This window comes from Lentzea albidocapillata subsp. violacea (assembly GCF_900100275.1).
GTDB lineage: Bacteria > Actinomycetota > Actinomycetes > Mycobacteriales > Pseudonocardiaceae > Lentzea > Lentzea violacea.
On record NZ_FNET01000010.1, the window covers coordinates 164,499 to 180,006 of the forward strand.

Sequence of the window (15,508 nt, forward strand, 5' to 3'; positions counted from 1 at the left end):
TCTGGACAAGTGGACCGCACCGCGCTCGCGAAACGGGTAATACCGCCGCATCCAGTGCTGTCGCTGCTCGTCGTGGCGGGGTTCGTCGGCTTCCTCTACGCCGTCGAGGCCTTCGACGTGGCGACCGGCGGCTCGCTGGAGGACGACGGCGTGCTGCCGCGTGACTTCGGCGAGTGGGACAACCTGCTGTGGATGCCGTTGATCCACGGCGACTGGAGCCACCTCACCGGCAACGCGGTTCCGTTGCTGCTGCTGGGGTTCCTCGCGAACTCGGGTGGTCTCAAGCAGTTCTTCCAGGTCACCGCCGTCATCTGGTTGTCGTCCGCGCTGGGCGTGTGGGTGTTCGGCAGCCCCGGCAGCCACATCGGCGCGTCCGGGCTGGTGTTCGGCTTCCTCGCGTTCCTGCTGGTGCGCGGGATCTTCGCGCGTTCGTGGCTGCAACTGGTGATCGCCGTCGGCGTGTTCATGCTGTACGGCGCCGCATTGTGGGGCGTGCTGCCCGGCCAGCCCGGTGTGTCGTGGGAAGGCCACCTGTTCGGCGCAATCGGCGGAGTTCTGGCTGCGTGGGGTGTTTCTCGCGACAACCGCCGCGCGAGCGCACCGGCTACATTCACGGCGTGACGATCGGGATCATGGACTCGGGCGTCGGCGGCCTCACCGTCGCCCGCGCGATCATGGACCAGCTGCCGGGCGAGTCGATCCACTACATCGGCGACACGGCTCATGGTCCCTATGGGCCGCTGCCGATCGCGCAGGCGCGCAAGCACGCCCTGGAGATCTGCGACCGGCTCGTGGACGAGGGCGCGAAGATGCTGGTGATCGCGTGCAACACCGCGTCCGCCGCCTGCTTCCGCGACGCCCGCGAGCGCTACGACGTGCCGGTGGTCGAGGTGATCCTTCCCGCCGTGCGCCGTGCGGTGAGGACGACGCACAGCGGCCGGGTCGGCGTGATCGCCACGGTCGGCACGATCAACTCCCACGCCTACCAGGACGCGTTCCAGGCCGCGCGCGACGTGACGGTGACGGCGGCGGCGTGCCCCCGGTTCGTCGACTTCGTGGAGCGCGGCATCACCTCCGGCCGGCAGGTGCTCGGGCTGGCGCAGGCCTACCTGGAACCGTTGCAGCGCGCCGAGGTCGACACGGTCGTGCTGGGCTGCACGCACTACCCGTTGCTGACGGGCGTGATCCAGATCGTCATGGGCGAGCACGTGACGCTGGTGTCGAGCGCCGAGGAGACGGTGAAGGACGTCGTGCGGCTGCTGACCGAGCGCGACGAGTTCGCACCGTCCGGCCCGGCCGTGCACCGCGTGACGTGCACCGGCCCGCCCGAGCGGTTCGCGAAGCTCGCGGGCCGGTTCCTGCCGACCTTCGAACAGTGGGGCTGACGTGCTGCTGACCGTGCTCGGCTGCTCCGGCAGCATCCCCGGACCCGGCGCGGCGGCCTCGGGGTACCTGCTGGAGGCCGACGGGTTCACGCTGGCGCTGGAGTTCGGCAACGGCGTGCTGTCGCGGTTCCAGGAGGAGCGGCCGCTGTTCTCGATGGACGCGCTGGTGCTCTCGCATCTGCACCCGGACCACTGCGTCGACGTGTCTTCCCTATACGTGGCAAGGAAATACCACCCTCTTCCGCCGTCCGGGCCGTTGCCCGTCCACGCGCCCGCCGAGGCGCACTCGCGGTTCGTCGCCGCCTACGCGCCGAACGAGGCCGAGCGGTCGTCACTGGACTTCAGCGACGTCTTCTCCTTCCACGGCCTGGGTTCGCGGGTGGAGATCGGACCGTTCACCGTGGACTCCGCGGTGGTCGCACATCCTTGCGAGGCCTACGGGTTCCGGATCTCGTGCGGCGGGGTGACGCTGGCGTACACCGGGGACAGCGGGCCCTGCGCCGCGCTGGACTCGCTGGCGGCCGGCGCCGATGTACTGCTGAGCGAGGCGAGCTGGACGCACGCGCCTGAGCGCCAGCCGGACCTGCACCTGTCCGGGCGCGAGGCGGGGGAACTGGCCGCGCGGGCGGGAGCCGGCCGGCTGCTGATCACGCACGTGCCGCCGTGGACGTCGCGTGAGGACGTGCTGGAGGAGGCCCGGTCGGCGTTCGGCGGGCCCAGTGAGCTGGTCGTGCAGGGCGGCCGGTACGAGATGGGGGAGCGGGCATGATCAACCTGGAGCGCGTCGGCGAGCACGAGTTCGTCGCTTCCAACGGTCGCGGTGCGTCGGTGCGGATCGGCCGCAAGGGCCAGGAGGGCTCGTTCAGCCCGGTCGAACTGCTGGTCGCGGCCGCCGCCGGGTGCGCCATGGTGACGTCGGAGACGTTGATCCTGCGCAGAACCGGCGGCGACAAGCTGACAGCGGAGGCGGACGCCGTCCAGTCCGAGAGCGGCAACGAGGTGATCTCCATCCCGGTGACGCTCTCGTACGACCTGTCCGCGGTGGACGACCCGGAGGCGCTGGAAACCGTCGTCCGGCGCGCCGTGGAGCAGTTCTGCACGGTCACGCGGACGTTGAAGCAGTCGGCGACGTCGCCGCTTCAGCTCCCGACACCGCTCCAGACGGCTTCCGAGCCGCTGTGACCGGCGCGCACGGTCTGCACCGTCGTCCCGATCGCGAGCAGCACGACCAGGACGGACACCACGACTGAGAGCACCCGCCACGTCTTCGTGGTGGGTGCCTCGGCCTGGCGTTCGCGGTCCGCGAGCCGGCCCGCGACCAGCAGCGCGATCACCGCGACGCCGAACCCGAGCGCGATGGGCAGCAGCGTGGTGCCGAGGTCGGCGTGAATCTGGATGGCGGGGTTCTGGACGCCGTTGTTCTGCAGTGCCGCCTGGAAGTCCTCGCCGGTCTGCTTGGCCACCGGGACCGCCGCGACGCCTGCCAGCGTGACCCCCAGAACGGGCCACGCGTACCTGCGCCGCCAGGCCGGGACCAGCGCGATCGCGACCGAACTGAGCGCCGCGAGAGGCAACAGCGCGACCACCGCGTGCACCAGCAACGGGTGAAGCGGAATACCGTCGATCGTCAGCATGTCTCTCCCTACGCCATGGCGCTCCGCAGGGTTCATTAGGGTATGCGCCGTGGTGCGAAGCGATGGCCGAAACGACGACGTGTTGCGTGACATCCGGATCACGCGTGGATATCAGACCTGGCCCGCGGGCTCGGTCCTGATCGAGTTCGGGAACACCCGCGTGCTGTGCGCCGCGAGTGTCACCGAAGGCGTTCCCCGGTGGCGCCAGGGCTCCGGCCTCGGCTGGGTGACCGCCGAGTACGCGATGCTCCCGTCAGCCACGCACAGCCGCAGCGACCGCGAGTCCGTGAAGGGCCGCATCGGCGGCCGCACGCACGAGATCTCGCGCCTGATCGGCCGTTCCTTGCGTGCCTGCATCGACCTGGCGGCGTTGGGCGAGAACACCATCGTCATCGACTGCGACGTCATCCAGGCCGACGGCGGCACCCGTACCGCCGCGATCACCGGCGCGTACGTCGCGCTGGCCGACGCGGTGACGTACCTGGGCGCAGCGGGCCGCCTGGCCGACCCGTCGCCGCTGTCGTGCGCGGTGTCCGCGGTGTCGGTGGGCGTCGTGGACGGCCGCGTCCGGCTGGACCTGCCGTACGAGGAGGACTCGCGCGCGGAGGTCGACATGAACGTCGTCGCCACCGACGCCGGCACTTTGATCGAGGTCCAGGGCACCGGCGAGGGCGCGACGTTCGCACGGTCCACTTTGGATCGCATGCTCGACATCGCCCTACAGGGCTGCGTCGAACTGAACCGCCTCCAGGCCGAGGCGCTGGCCCAGCCGTACCCCGGCATCCTGCCGGAGCCCAAGGCGAGCAAGCGATGAAGCTGCTTCTGGCTTCCCGCAACGCGAAGAAGCTCCGCGAACTCCAGCGCATCGTCGTCGCCGAGGCCCTGTCCGGCATCGAGGTGCTGTCCCTGTCGGACGTGCCGGAGTTCCCGGAGGCCCCCGAGACCGCGCCCGACTTCGAGGGCAACGCGCTGGCGAAGGCCCGCGACGCCGCTGCCGCCACGGGGCTCGCGTCCGTGGCCGACGACTCCGGGCTCGCGGTGGACGAACTGAACGGCATGCCCGGCGTGCTGTCCGCCCGTTGGTCGGGCCGCCACGGCGACGACGACGCCAACCTGGACCTGTTGCTCGGTCAGCTCGGCGACGTGCCGGACGAGCGTCGCGGCGCTGCCTTCGTGTCGGTGGTCGCTCTTGTCGTACCGGGCGGTGAAGAGGTCGTCGTGCGCGGGGAGTGGCGCGGCACGTTGCTGCGGGCCCGTCGCGGCACCAACGGCTTCGGCTACGACCCGATCTTCGTGCCCGAGGGGTACGAGGTCACCTCGGCCGAGATGACAGCGGAGGAGAAGGACGCGGAGTCGCACCGGGGCCGCGCCCTGAAGCTCCTGGTGCCGTACCTGCGCAAGCTGGCCTAGTTTCGCCACCTGATCTTCACGTCGGGACCGAGCTGCTCGATTCCGACGTGAAGGTTGCGTCGGCGCAGCTCCAGAAGCAGCGAGCGGTTCCGCAGCGGCTCGATGTCGATCGGGCCCCAGTCGTCGACCTCGATCGTCTCCAGTCTCGGAGGTGCGGGCACGACGCTCAGATCGACCCAACCGTGGCAGCCCAGTCTGCGAAGCAGAGCCATGTCGGCGATCGGACTCATGTCGCAGTCAGGTGCGGGTTCGCTCAGCGACAGGGTGACGAGTTCGCGACCGCGCAGGAACTCGAGCGTGTGCCAGGGTTCGACCTGAAAGAGGCCGAGCGTGTGTTCGATCGGCGGCAGCTGGTCGAGATTCTCGAGTTGCACTGCGCCGTACAGAAACAGCGAGTGCGGGGTCGTCGCCTTGAGCGGGCTCACGTCGACCACCCCGGTCACCGGAACGCTGAGATGTCTCAGCCCCGGCACGTCCTGGACGAACGTCAGGTCGGTCTGTTCCTCGTCATCCGTCAGGAAGATGTCGACGGCGGTCAGACGGCGCAACCGTGGAAGGTGGGGGATCAACCGGATGGTCGTGATCCTGGCGCAGCCGTCGTCCAGCGGTGCGTGCGACAGCACCTCTTCCGCGTAACGCCGGCGATCGAAGTTGAGCCACGCTTCGAGCGGCCAGGTACTCCTGAAAGGTCCGGTGCACGAAGTCGACCTGGCCCGGGACGAGTTCGCGGATGACTCCGCTGCGTTCCAGCAGGTGTGTGACAACAGCGTCCGTCTCCTCGTCCACGTTCGGCATCGAGCGGATCTTGCGGGCTACGTGCTCGTGCACCTTCGAGGTCGGCAGCTGACTGCGCCCGCCCAGGGTCAGCCGCCAGGCCAGGTCTCGCAGCAGCAACGGTGAGGAAGCCAGGGAACGCAGATGCACTCGGCTGTCGAGTTGGCTGACCAGCCGACGCCGGGCCTCCTCCGGCGCACCGGCCGCCTCGTGCCACCGCTGGAGGAAGATCCTCACGTCGACCGGACTCATCTGTTGCAGGACCGTTGACGAGAAATTCAGCTCCGCCAACCACTTCTTGTCCGCCGCGGCAGGGCGTGCCGTCACCACGACCTGCGCCAGGGGGAAGGTGTGCAGGAGTTCGCGCAGCCACTCGCGGACGTGGGGGCGCTTCGACGGCGGTACCTCGTCCACGCCGTCGACCAGCAGCAGTCCCCCTGCCCTCCCGCAACACGCGATGGACCCAGCCTGCCGGCATGATTCCGGCCAGCCATCCGGTGACGAACTCCTCGGGCTTGGCGGGCATCGGTGAGTCGGCGTAGGCGCGTAACCGGATCGGGAAGGGGATCAGCCCGTTCCACGAGCGCAGGTCGCCCACGAAGCCGCCACGGGCGGCGGTGACCGCGATCCAGTCCAGCAGCGTGGTCTTGCCGGAGCCCGCTTCTCCGCGCACGAAGGTGCGGCTGACCAAAGCGGACTCCACTCGCACACCGGAGTGCGACTGCTGGTCCGCCTCACCGAACCATCCGTGCCGTAGGCGTTCCTGGCCTGACACCGTGAGACTCAGGTAGGCCACGCTCAGTGCCAGGCGTGGACGGTCCTTCACGGACAGGCCGAGGAGTTCCAGCCGGTCCAGGCTCACTGTGATGTAGCGCAGGTATTCGTCGCGGAACTCGTCGTCGTTGTCAGCGCCTTGCGGGGCGTGCAACGACGTTCGTGGCAGGCGAGAGAGCGCGTCCTCCAGCAAGGCGGTCTGGGCGGTGGCGCGGGAGAGAACCTCGGCCAGCGCACGCGGCTGGAACGACGGCAGGTTTCTGATGATCTGCACGAGGTAGCGGCAGGACTGGTCGAGGGCGATCTCGTAACACCGGCCCAGGTCCTGGCGAGGCACCGAACCGCGGATGCGCTGGGCCAGGACTTCGGGGTCGGCGTCGTCGGAGAGCAGGGCCTCGTCGGACAGGTCGACGGACGACAGCGCCTCCTCCACCGCGGTGAGGGAGGCGGCGACGTCGTCGTCGGCGAACCGTTCGAGGACGGGCGCCAACTGCTCGGTGACCTGGTGCCCGATGTGCTGGACGAGAGTGTCGAGTTTGGCTCGCTGGTAGGGCTTCGCGAGTTCCGCTGCCGCGAGATCGGCGAGTGATCTGGCCAGTGCGTCTTCCTCGGCGTGACTGGCGAGCCACTCGGTGGCGGCGCGCATCGCCACCGATTGACCGAGCTTGGAGACAGCGGCGATTTCGAACCCCACCCAAATGAGGCTAGACGTTGGCCGCCTGGGCGTGGGAGGCCACCGACACGACGCAGACACCGGCAGCGATCAGGGCCATGCCGGCGAGCATGGCGAGGTTCAGCGGGTCAGCGAAGAGGACTCGGCTCGTGATCGCCACCAGGGCGATACCCGCGCCTGCCCAGATCGCATAGGTGATCGCGACCGGCACGCCCATTCTGATCACGAGTGATTCGAGGTAGAGGGCGGTCAGGAAGCCGACGCCGAGGCCGGCCGTGGGCCACGGTTTGGTGAAGCCGTCGGAGTATTTGAGGCAGAGGGTCGCGAAAACCTCCGCACCTACGGCCAGAGTCAGCAATATCCACTTGAGCATTGAAGTTTCCCAGCACGAAATGCACGCAGCGCTTGGCATGCGTGTTGAAGAGAACGGTTGACAGTGGGCGAAAAGCCCTGGTCAGCCGCCGCGCGTGGGGAAGTGGACTCGCAAGATGAAATCAGACGGGATGTCGGGGCCGTTAGGTGCCGTCAAACGACACACGGTGTATCACCCTCACCGGAACAGGGGCGGCTTTGTTGCACGCCCTCGCCTCGACCATACCTGAAAAAAGGGCCGCCGTCGCAGTCGAAGCGACGGCGGCCTCACGTCCGGTGGGAAATCAGGCGGGGAGTTCGCGCAGGAGTTTGGCGACGTGGCCGGTGGCGCGGACGTTGTACATGGCCTTGACGATCTTGCCGTCGGGGCCGACGAGGAACGTCGAGCGGATGACGCCCTGGACGGTGCGGCCGTAGTTCTGCTTCTCGCCGAACGCGCCCCACTCGGTGAGGACCTTCTTGTCCGGGTCGCCGAGGAGCGGGAAGGTCAGGCCCTCGGCGTCACGGAACTTCGCGAGCTTCTCCTGCTTGTCGGGCGAGATGCCGACGACCTCGTAGCCGAGATCGTTCAGCTGCGCGAGGCTGTCGCGGAAGTCGCAGGCCTGCTTGGTGCAGCCCGGCGTGCTCGCGGCCGGGTAGAAGTACACGACCACGGACTTGCCGAGGTAGTCGGACAGGGACACCGGCTTGCCCTCGCTGTCGGGCAGCGTGAACGCGGGCGCGGTGTCACCAGGTTCGAGACGACTGGTCATGCCCCAGAGACTAGGCCTGGCCCTCGAAGACGGTGGGCGCGTCCTGGCCCTGTCCGCCCGGCTGGATGGTCAGCTGCATGCGCACCGGCGCCTCGGGTACCGCGAACGCCAGCTGGAGCTGGGTGTCGCGGCCCGGCGGGAGCTCGGCGACGGCGGCGGCGAGGCCGTTGAGGCCCTGCACGGAGTCGACGAGGTCAGCGGCGGGTTCTCCGTCGGCCGTGGCGCGCACGGAGAGCTGAGAGGGCCGGTAAGGGGCCTTGGAGCCGTTGTAGACAGTGATCGTGAAGACCGCCGTGCGGCTGGCCTTCGGGATCGCCGTCTCGGACGGTGCGAGGGAGCGGGGGGCGGAGACCACGACGGACAGGCCCGAGGCCCACACGCGTTGCGAGCCGTACGCGGCGGCACCGGACGCGCTCGGCGTCTCGGCTCGCTGCTCGACCGTCAGGTTCTCGTCGGGGGTGACGGCGACACTGGGGCCCGCACATCCCGCCACGGCCAGCAACAGGCACAGGGCCGCGGCCGATTTGGCGAACTTCACGAACTCCCCTTTCCCACCCCGGCGGTGGGTGTGAACGATTCACGTCCACTGTGACGGTGCCGAAGAGGGAAGTGCGAACGAAAGAGGCCTCTGAAGCGGACCTGGTGCCGGGACGTGGCCGACTCGTGATGGGCGGCGTGGGCGGCGCCACAGAGTGCGCCGGCCCCACGCCGTCCTGCGGCCGAGGCCGCGGGTCACGCTAGGGAGCGCGTCGGGGGGCGTGCGCGCTCATACCGATCATCGCCGACTGTGTGCCCCGCGCTACAAGCGGAGCCGTTTATCACCCGTTCAGACCAGCGTCAGTCGTACAAAACGTGAAGGTCACGCCTGGCCGACTCACGTATGTGCGGCTGAACGGTCCAGTGACGGCGTCCGTTCGGCCAGCTCGCTGAGGAGTTCGAAGGAACGCAGACGGTCATCATGCCCGTGCACGATGGTGGTGACCATGAGCTCGTCGGCCGCCGTCGACTCCATCAACCCGTCCAGCCCCGAGCGGACCGTTGAGGGGGACCCGATGATCTGGCTGGCCATGCGGTCTTCGATCACCAGCTCGTCGATCTCGGTGTAGGGGTAGTCCGCTGCCTCCTGCGGCGTGGCCAGCGGAGCCGGACGGCCCTGGCGCAGCCGCACGAAGGAGAGCGCTCCCGGACCCGCGATGTAGCGGGCGTGCTCGTCGGTGTCGGCGACGACGACCGAGGCGCACACCATCGCGTAGGGCTCGTCGAGCACCTCGGACGGCCGGAAGTGCCTTCGGTACAGCTCCAGCGCGGGCAGCGTGTTCTGCGCGCTGAAGTGGTGGGCGAACGCGAACGGCAGGCCCAGCATCCCCGCCGCCTGCGCGCTGTAGCCGGACGAGCCGAGCAGCCAGATCGGCGGCTTGTTGCCGGCGGCGGGCACGGCGTTGAGCTCGGCGGTGCCCTCGAAGTACTTGATCAGCTCGGTCAGCTCCTGCGGGAAGTTCTCCGCGGAGAGACCTGCCTCGGTGCGCCGCAGCGCCCGCGCCGTCTTCTGGTCGGTGCCGGGCGCGCGGCCGATGCCGAGGTCGATGCGGCCGGGGTGCAACGCCTCGAGCATGCCGAACTGCTCGGCGACCACCAGCGGCGCGTGGTTGGGCAGCATGACGCCGCCGGAGCCGACGCGGATCGTCCGCGTCGCGTCCGCGATGTGCCCGATCAGCACGGCCGGCGCGGACGAGGCGATGCCCGGCATGTTGTGGTGCTCGGCGAACCAGTAGCGGTGGTAGCCGAGACGTTCGGCCTGCTGAGCGAGCTCCCGCGAGTTCCGCAGCGCGGTCGTCGCGTCCGACCCCGACGTGATGGGGGCTAGGTCGAGAACGGACAGCGGGATCTCACTCAGACGGCTCATACATCGATCAACACCGATACTTCGTGACTTCTTCCGTGAGCCGGGTAACTCGTTTCGCGGCCTTCTCGTACGTGGTGCCCTCGGGGTGCAGCGTCAGCACCGCGACGATGCTGAACCAGCACGTCCCGGACGTGTGCAGCGCCGGTGACTTCGTGTCCAGGTCCCACTGCATGCGCGGACGCGGCCTGTCGACGCACGGCTTCGCCGGGTCGCCGAACCCCGACCAGCCCTGCTTGAACGCGGGCTGCCACGTGGTGGACGGCAGCCCGAACGACTGGTCGAACCCGTCCGACGCGCACTTCTCGGCCCGCTGCAGGTGCCCCATGATCGTGTGCCGCACCTTCGGCTTCGCCTCCTCCAGCACGTACCGATAGATCTTCACGACGTCCGAGGCGCTCACGGCCGTGTAGCCCCACATGCCGCGGTTCTCCGGCGGCCGCGTGTCGTCGAGCTTCAACCGCTCGGCCGTGCGCACGACGAGCTGCTCCCACCCATTCTCGACCCACAGCTCGCTAGCCGCGTTGTCGTCGCTGACGCGCAACATCGGTTCGATGCGCGGGTCGTCGCCCCGAGTCTCCAGCTGTTCGATCGCGATCAGGATCTTCACCAGCGAGGCTGACCTGATCGGTTTGTGCACGTCCCGGCCGGTCACCTGGTGCGTGATCCGGTCGTAGACCGCGTAGGAGGCCGTCGGCGCGGGAACGGGCGCCGGCGTGGAAACAGGTGCCGCGAGCAACGCCATCGTCAGAGTTAGGTGCACGCTCCCGGAAGCTAGTGGCCGCCCGGACCTTTTGCCCGATGTTTTGTGGGTCACAGGTGAGAAGAACCGGCTGCCTCCTTCCGTTGACCGAGATGTGACGGATGTGGTGGTGATCGGCGCGGGACAGGCGGGCCTGTCCGCCTCGTACTTCTTGCAGCGGCGCGGTGTCGGCCACGTGGTGCTGGACGCGAACGACGCTCCCGGCGGCGCCTGGCTGCACCGCTGGCCGAGCCTGCGCATGCGGACCGTGCACGGCATCCACGAGCTGCCGGGCATGCCGTTCGAGCAGCCCTCGCCCGACGAGGCCGCCAACGAGGCGATCCCGTCCTACTTCGCCCGCTACGAACAGCTCTTCGACCTGCCCGTCGTGCGCCCGGTGAACGTCACCCAGGTGGTGAGCGACGGCTCGTTGCTCAAGGTCGAGACCACCGACGGCGTCTGGACCACCCGCGGCCTGATCAACGCGACCGGCACCTGGCGCCGCCCGTTCTGGCCGTACTACCCGGGCCAGGAGACGTTCCGGGGCCGTCAGCTGCACACCGCCGACTACCAGGGCCCCGCCGACTTCGCGGGCAAGCGGGTCGTGGTCGTGGGCGGCGGCGCTTCGGCCACCCAACTGCTGATGGAACTCGCTCCTTTCGCTGCGGAGACCCGCTGGATCACGCGGCACGAACCGGTGTGGCGGGAGGGCCCGTTCACCGAGGACTACGGCCGCTGGGTGGTCGGCATGGTCGAGGAACGCGTCCGGGCGGGCCTGATCCCGCGCAGCGTCGTCAGCGTCACCGGGTTGGCGCTGACCGACCAGACGCGCGCCGCCATCGCCTCCGGGGTGCTGGCCCGCAAGCCGATGTTCGAGCGGGTCACGCCCACCGGCGTCGAGTGGGCGTCCGGGGAACGCTTCGACGCCGACGTCATCCTGTGGGCCACCGGGTTCCGGCACGATCTGGACCACCTCGCGCCGTTGCACCTGCGGGCCTCCGGCGGCGGGATCCAGGTGGACGGCACCCGTGTGGTGTCCGACCCGCGGATCCACCTCGTGGGGTACGGGCCTTCGGCCAGCACGATCGGGGCTAACCGGGCCGGGCGCAGTGCCGTTCGTGAGTTGATGGGGTACCTGGACAGCCTCAAGGTCGCGAACTAGGCGGCCTCACGGCGGGCGAGCGTGGGTGGGGGTTGTGCGCGGTCCGGGGTCGGCGCGCGGGTGGGGGGCTGGTCGGGTTGCTGCGGGCGGGTGTGGGTGGGGGTTGTGCGCGGTCCGGCGGTGGGGGGCTGGTCGGGTTGCTGCGGGCGGGTGTGGGTGTGGGTTGTGCGCGGTCCGGTGGTGGGGGGCTGGTCGGGGTTGCTGGGGGCAGGCGTGAGTCGGGTTGCGCGGCCCAGGGGTGGCGACTGGTCGGGGTCGCTGCGGGCGGGCGTGGTTGGGGACCCGAGCGACACGGGTGTGGCGTGCGGACTGGGTGCTGTACCTGCCGCAGCTGAACGGCGTTGCGTGGCGACTCGGGGGTGTGAGTGGTTTTCGGTGTGACGCCGGAGGTTCTGACTGCCTGCGAGCGGCTCCGACGGGCGGGCGTTCGGCCTGGTTGCCGACGGCGGGCCTGAGTGGCTTGGTTGTGACGCCGGGATGCGGGCGGACCGGTTGAGGGTTGACCGCGGGCGCGCTGCTTCGGAGTGCGAGCGTTCAGACGCGTGAGTTGGCGCGCTTCTTTGAGAGGCGGGTCACCACGAAGATCAGCACGGCCACCACCGCCAGGCCCAGGACCACCTTCGAGCCGATGCCCACGTACTGCTCGACGAGGTGCCAGTTGTCGCCCAGCAGGTATCCCGCGAGGATCAGCGCCGTGTTCCACAGCAGGCTGCCTGCTGCGGTGTAGGCGACGAACGGTGCTAATCGCATGCGTTCGACGCCGGCCGGGATCGAGATCAGGCTGCGGAAGACCGGGATCATGCGGCCGAAGAAGACCGCTTGGTAGCCGTTGCGCAGGAACCACGCCTCTGTTCTGTCCACATCGGACACTCGGACCAGGGGCATCCGGGAGGCGATGCGGCGGACCCGGTCGCGGCCCAGCATGGCGCCGACCCAGTACAGCAGCAGCGCGCCGGCGACCGAGCCGAGCGTGGTCCAGAGGATGGCGTCGAGCAGCGACATCTTGCCCTGGGCCGCGGTGAAGCCGGCCAGGGGCAGGAAGACCTCGCTCGGGAGGGGCGGGAACAGGTTTTCCAGCGCGATCGCCAGAGCCGCTCCGGGTGCGCCGGCCGTTTGCATCAGGTCGGTGACCCAGTCGACCAAGTTCATGGGGTCCAAGTTACGGATGGTGTGGTTCGGGGACATTGGGGTAGGCCGCAAGGTTGGGGTGGGGAAAACCTCACCTCAACTGGGGGATGACCACTAGGGGGAGTCGAATCCTCAGTGCTCGCGCGAGAAGCGCGGCCGGTTCGCGTGTCGTTGCGACCGTCCGGAACGGGCAGGGTGAGAGTCCTCACGCCGGTCGCCTTCAAGGCCTGATCGCGGGTCTCGAGCACGGTCCACGCCGAGCTGATCATTCATCCACAGAGGATCGGGTGGGCCCTGAACACGTGCCATTGGTCCACAACGTTCCGGAAACGCCTTTCCGGCGTGAAATCGTTTGACTACGATCGTGTTCGATGGCTGACCAGGTGGGGACGTGTGCGTTCTGCGGCACCGCGACCGCCACCTCCCGGCGCAGACACGCGCGGTACTGCTCGAACGCCTGCCGGCAGCGCGCTTACCGGCAGCGCGTGAACGAACCCGTTACGGCACTGGACAGTTTCGTCGGCCGCGATGCCGAGCTGGCCCGTCTCGGCGGGTTCGTCGGCACGCGCGTGCTCACGCTCGTCGGGCCGGCCGGCGTCGGGAAGAGCAGGCTGGTCAAGGAGTTCGCCGGAAGCGGGGCGACGTGGGTCGAGCTCGCGTCGGCGAACGACGTCGCGAGAGCCTGTGCGGTGGCGCTCGGTGAACCGGGCAGGGGGCCCGTGCTGAGCACGCTGGTGCGCGCGCTCGCGGGCCACAGGACGTTGCTGGTGCTGGACAACTGCGAGCGCGTCGCTGCGAAGTGTGCCGCGCTGCTGGAGCCGTTGCTGCTCGGCTGTCCCGGCCTCACCATCATCGCGACCAGCCGCGAACCGTTGCGGGTGCCGGGTGAGGTCCTCTTCGCGGTGCAGCCGTTGTCGATCACGGACGCGGTGGAGCTGTTCGCCGACCGCGCCCGCGCGAACCAGGTGGGCCTGCGGCTGGGCGACAGGGACGCGCTGGTTGCGCTGTGCGCGCGTCTTGATCGCCTCCCTCTGGCCATCGAACTCGCGGCCAGGCTGGTGACCCTGTTGCCCGTCAAGGAGGTCCTGGCGCGGCTGGACGACCGGCTGGAGCTGCTCAACCGGGGCAACCGCACCGCCGCGGAACGCCACCGGAGCCTGCGCGCCGCGATCGGGTGGAGCTACGACCACCTGAGCGCCGACGAGCAGCACGTGTTCCGGTGCATCTCGCAGGGGCCTGGCGGCTTCGGGCTCGACGGCGCCGTCCAGGCCTGCGACCTGCCCTCGGACCGGGTGCTGGTGGTGCTGTCCGCGCTCGTGGCCAAGTCGCTGCTGACGTTCACCGGGGCCGGCCGCTTCGAGCAGCTGGAGTCGGTCCGGCTCTACGGCAGGGAACGGCTCGCGGAGCAGTTCGCCGGGGAGGTTCGCGGGAGAGATTCGCGGTACTTCAGCGGCTGATCCGAAGGTGGTCCGCCACGGGTCGGCCCCTGCGGCGAACCACTGAAAAGCCCTGACCCGGGGTGCGGGGTGGCCCTGCAGGACACGCGATCTGACCTGGGCGAACGTGCTCCGTGAGCACGTTCGCCCACGAAGATGGTGAGGTCGGGGGGACTCGAACCCCCACTGGCTGGGACCTAAACCCAGTGCCTCTGCCAATTGGGCTACGACCCCTCGGGTGGAAGCCTATAGGCACCCCATGTACACGCTCTCCCGGGTCGCGCGAAGCCGCACTCCTGGCCGTCCACTACGGTTGCGGGCAGAACCGCTGCTAGGAGGACATGTGGCTCGCGATCCCGACACCATCCAGCGCGAGATCGAACAGGCTCGCACCGCGCTGGCCGCCACCCTGGACGAGCTCAGCGAGCGCGCCAACCCGCAGAAGCTCGTCGAGCAGGGCAAGTCGTCCGTGCTCGACGTGCTGAGCCAGCCCAAGGTCAAGTACACCCTGATCGCGGTCGGCGCCGTGGTCGGCTTCGCGCTGGTCCGCAAGCTCTTCCGCTAGGAAACCCGCACCAACGGCAGGAGCACCTGCTCGACGACCTTCTCCACGAACGGCTCGTCGAGCGGGTCCCCGGTCAGCATCAGCCGGTAGATCAGGGCGGCGCCCGCGATCTCGACCGCCATGCCGCGCGGTGCGTCGGCCTTGAGCTCGCCTCGTTCGGCGGCCCGGTCCAGGATGCCGCGCAGCACGTCGCGCTGTGAGATCAGGAACGTCTCCCGGAACGCCGCCGCCAGCTCGGGCTCGTGCGGCAGTTCGCCCACGAGCGCCTGAGCGGCCTTGCCGATCGGTCCGGAGAGGAACGCGGCGAACGACGAGAGGAACTCGCGCAGGTCTCCGGCCAGCGAGCCGGTGTCCGGTGCCGCGAGGTTCTGCGTGGCGAGCTGGGTGCACGTGTCGATCACGAGATCGAGCTTCGACTCCCACCGCCGGTAGATCGTCGCCTTGCCCGCTCTCGCACGGGCCGCCACCGCGTCCATGGTGAGGGCCCGGTACCCGACCTCGGCCATCACCTCGAGCGCTGCCTGACGTAAGGCGTCGTCCCTGCTGGCGTCGCGAGGACGGCCCCGCTGGGGGACCCTGCCCTCGTTGAACGCCGCTGTCGACACAGCCATGCCACCTCCTCGTACAAGGGCACGGCTGATGCGTGTCCTCCCCGCCCCTTTGGCGGCACATCCTAGGCGTCCTGGCCCACCCGCAGGGTCAGCAGCACCCGGTTGTTGCATCGTGTTGCGCCGGTCGGGCCTGCGCGATCTCCGCCAGAACTGGCCTGTGACGGCACGTCGGCCGGCCACTGGGAGGGGT

General features: G+C 69.2%; 19 protein-coding genes, 1 tRNA gene and 1 pseudogene. 9 read left to right on the forward strand and 12 right to left on the reverse strand.

All coding sequences use genetic code 11. The features are described from left to right. Positions 1-9: 9 nt before the first annotated feature. The 4 genes from BLR21_RS23015 to BLR21_RS23030 are packed head-to-tail and all read left to right on the forward strand — an operon-like array spanning position 10 to position 2,567. The gene (locus BLR21_RS23015) at positions 10-621 is read left to right on the forward strand and encodes a rhomboid family intramembrane serine protease (protein WP_090008110.1); all 612 of its coding nucleotides are present in this window, start codon (positions 10-12) and stop codon (positions 619-621) included. Positions 622-632: 11 nt separating this feature from the next. Beyond that, positions 633-1,385: a glutamate racemase gene (murI, locus tag BLR21_RS23020; protein WP_090008345.1), complete on the forward strand. Its 753-nt coding sequence runs from the start codon at positions 633-635 to the stop codon at positions 1,383-1,385. A gap of 1 nt (position 1,386) precedes the next feature. Continuing rightward, a complete protein-coding gene (locus BLR21_RS23025) occupies positions 1,387-2,154 on the forward strand; it encodes an MBL fold metallo-hydrolase (RefSeq protein WP_090008112.1) in 768 nt (255 codons plus the stop codon). Further along, positions 2,151-2,567 carry an OsmC family protein gene (locus BLR21_RS23030; RefSeq protein ID WP_090008114.1) on the forward strand — a complete coding sequence of 139 codons (417 nt, stop codon included), beginning with the start codon at positions 2,151-2,153 and terminating at the stop codon, positions 2,565-2,567. Before BLR21_RS23025 ends, BLR21_RS23030 begins: the two co-directional genes overlap by 4 nt. Here the strand turns inward: BLR21_RS23030 and BLR21_RS23035 are convergent. Continuing rightward, positions 2,525-3,019 carry a DUF2231 domain-containing protein gene (locus BLR21_RS23035; RefSeq protein WP_256334872.1) on the reverse strand — a complete coding sequence of 165 codons (495 nt, stop codon included), beginning with the start codon at positions 3,017-3,019 and terminating at the stop codon, positions 2,525-2,527. The two genes, BLR21_RS23030 and BLR21_RS23035, sit on opposite strands and share 43 nt — an antisense overlap. Positions 3,020-3,068: 49 nt before the next feature. Between BLR21_RS23035 and rph the strand changes: the two genes are divergently transcribed. Beyond that, positions 3,069-3,833, forward strand: coding sequence for a ribonuclease PH (gene rph, locus BLR21_RS23040; RefSeq protein ID WP_090008118.1), 765 nt, complete (start codon positions 3,069-3,071; stop codon positions 3,831-3,833). After that, entirely contained in the window at positions 3,830-4,429 is a 600-nt protein-coding gene (gene rdgB / locus BLR21_RS23045) for an RdgB/HAM1 family non-canonical purine NTP pyrophosphatase (RefSeq protein ID WP_090008120.1), read from the forward strand. Before rph ends, rdgB begins: the two co-directional genes overlap by 4 nt. On the opposite strand, the gene BLR21_RS23050 is transcribed toward rdgB, so the two are convergent. The 8 genes and pseudogenes from BLR21_RS23050 to BLR21_RS23085 all read right to left on the reverse strand — a co-directional run bounded on the left by BLR21_RS23050 (position 4,426) and on the right by BLR21_RS23085 (position 10,437). Next, positions 4,426-4,872, reverse strand: a complete 447-nt coding sequence (locus BLR21_RS23050) for a hypothetical protein (protein ID WP_143027841.1) — start codon at positions 4,870-4,872, stop codon at positions 4,426-4,428. The two genes, rdgB and BLR21_RS23050, sit on opposite strands and share 4 nt — an antisense overlap. Positions 4,873-4,936: 64 nt before the next feature. After that, positions 4,937-5,662, reverse strand: a complete 726-nt coding sequence (locus tag BLR21_RS23055; protein ID WP_090008124.1) for an NACHT domain-containing protein — start codon at positions 5,660-5,662, stop codon at positions 4,937-4,939. Between the two features lie 73 nt (positions 5,663-5,735). Continuing rightward, positions 5,736-6,623, reverse strand: a pseudogene (locus BLR21_RS44710) (NACHT N-terminal Helical domain 1-containing protein); the annotation flags it as partial. Between the two features lie 58 nt (positions 6,624-6,681). Next, the gene (locus BLR21_RS23065; RefSeq protein WP_090008128.1) at positions 6,682-7,023 is read right to left on the reverse strand and encodes a DMT family transporter; all 342 of its coding nucleotides are present in this window, start codon (positions 7,021-7,023) and stop codon (positions 6,682-6,684) included. Between the two features lie 283 nt (positions 7,024-7,306). Next, the gene (bcp, locus tag BLR21_RS23070; protein ID WP_090008131.1) at positions 7,307-7,774 is read right to left on the reverse strand and encodes a thioredoxin-dependent thiol peroxidase; all 468 of its coding nucleotides are present in this window, start codon (positions 7,772-7,774) and stop codon (positions 7,307-7,309) included. A gap of 10 nt (positions 7,775-7,784) precedes the next feature. Then, the gene (locus tag BLR21_RS23075) at positions 7,785-8,312 is read right to left on the reverse strand and encodes a hypothetical protein (RefSeq protein WP_090008133.1); all 528 of its coding nucleotides are present in this window, start codon (positions 8,310-8,312) and stop codon (positions 7,785-7,787) included. 336 nt (positions 8,313-8,648) lie between these two features. Continuing rightward, entirely contained in the window at positions 8,649-9,677 is a 1,029-nt protein-coding gene (locus BLR21_RS23080; RefSeq protein ID WP_090008135.1) for an LLM class flavin-dependent oxidoreductase, read from the reverse strand. A gap of 7 nt (positions 9,678-9,684) precedes the next feature. Next, positions 9,685-10,437: a hypothetical protein gene (locus BLR21_RS23085; protein WP_256334873.1), complete on the reverse strand. Its 753-nt coding sequence runs from the start codon at positions 10,435-10,437 to the stop codon at positions 9,685-9,687. A gap of 94 nt (positions 10,438-10,531) precedes the next feature. Between BLR21_RS23085 and BLR21_RS23090 the strand changes: the two genes are divergently transcribed. Then, positions 10,532-11,578 carry an NAD(P)-binding domain-containing protein gene (locus tag BLR21_RS23090; protein ID WP_256334874.1) on the forward strand — a complete coding sequence of 349 codons (1,047 nt, stop codon included), beginning with the start codon at positions 10,532-10,534 and terminating at the stop codon, positions 11,576-11,578. A 534-nt stretch (positions 11,579-12,112) separates the two neighbouring features. On the opposite strand, the gene BLR21_RS23095 is transcribed toward BLR21_RS23090, so the two are convergent. After that, entirely contained in the window at positions 12,113-12,727 is a 615-nt protein-coding gene (locus tag BLR21_RS23095; RefSeq protein WP_256334875.1) for a DedA family protein, read from the reverse strand. A 350-nt stretch (positions 12,728-13,077) separates the two neighbouring features. Here BLR21_RS23095 and BLR21_RS23100 point away from each other — a divergent pair, with 350 nt between their 5' ends. Beyond that, on the forward strand, positions 13,078-14,163 hold the full coding sequence (locus tag BLR21_RS23100) for an ATP-binding protein (RefSeq protein ID WP_090008139.1): 1,086 nt from the start codon (positions 13,078-13,080) through the stop codon (positions 14,161-14,163). Positions 14,164-14,299: 136 nt separating this feature from the next. Here BLR21_RS23100 and BLR21_RS23105 read toward each other — a convergent pair. Beyond that, positions 14,300-14,376, reverse strand: a tRNA-Leu gene (locus BLR21_RS23105). Positions 14,377-14,485: 109 nt separating this feature from the next. Here BLR21_RS23105 and BLR21_RS23110 point away from each other — a divergent pair. Beyond that, positions 14,486-14,707: a DUF3618 domain-containing protein gene (locus BLR21_RS23110; RefSeq protein WP_030469566.1), complete on the forward strand. Its 222-nt coding sequence runs from the start codon at positions 14,486-14,488 to the stop codon at positions 14,705-14,707. Here BLR21_RS23110 and BLR21_RS23115 read toward each other — a convergent pair. After that, positions 14,704-15,318, reverse strand: a complete 615-nt coding sequence (locus BLR21_RS23115; protein ID WP_245816491.1) for a TetR/AcrR family transcriptional regulator — start codon at positions 15,316-15,318, stop codon at positions 14,704-14,706. The genes BLR21_RS23110 and BLR21_RS23115 overlap by 4 nt on opposite strands. Between the last annotated feature and the right edge of the window lie 190 nt (positions 15,319-15,508).

Excerpts from the sequence above, each read along its gene's own strand:
- murI (WP_090008345.1), top strand. The coding sequence starts at position 633 with ATGGACTCGGGCGTCGGCGGCCTCACCGTCGCCCGCGCGATCATGGAC.
- BLR21_RS23030 (WP_090008114.1), top strand. The coding sequence starts at position 2,151 with ATGATCAACCTGGAGCGCGTCGGCGAGCACGAGTTCGTCGCTTCCAAC.
- BLR21_RS23035 (WP_256334872.1), bottom strand. The coding sequence starts at position 3,019 with ATGCTGACGATCGACGGTATTCCGCTTCACCCGTTGCTGGTGCACGCG.
- rdgB (WP_090008120.1), top strand. The coding sequence starts at position 3,830 with ATGAAGCTGCTTCTGGCTTCCCGCAACGCGAAGAAGCTCCGCGAACTC.
- BLR21_RS23065 (WP_090008128.1), bottom strand. The coding sequence starts at position 7,023 with ATGCTCAAGTGGATATTGCTGACTCTGGCCGTAGGTGCGGAGGTTTTC.
- bcp (WP_090008131.1), bottom strand. The coding sequence starts at position 7,774 with ATGACCAGTCGTCTCGAACCTGGTGACACCGCGCCCGCGTTCACGCTG.
- BLR21_RS23080 (WP_090008135.1), bottom strand. The coding sequence starts at position 9,677 with ATGAGCCGTCTGAGTGAGATCCCGCTGTCCGTTCTCGACCTAGCCCCC.
- BLR21_RS23095 (WP_256334875.1), bottom strand. The coding sequence starts at position 12,727 with ATGAACTTGGTCGACTGGGTCACCGACCTGATGCAAACGGCCGGCGCA.
- BLR21_RS23100 (WP_090008139.1), top strand. The coding sequence starts at position 13,078 with ATGGCTGACCAGGTGGGGACGTGTGCGTTCTGCGGCACCGCGACCGCC.
- BLR21_RS23115 (WP_245816491.1), bottom strand. The coding sequence starts at position 15,318 with ATGGCTGTGTCGACAGCGGCGTTCAACGAGGGCAGGGTCCCCCAGCGG.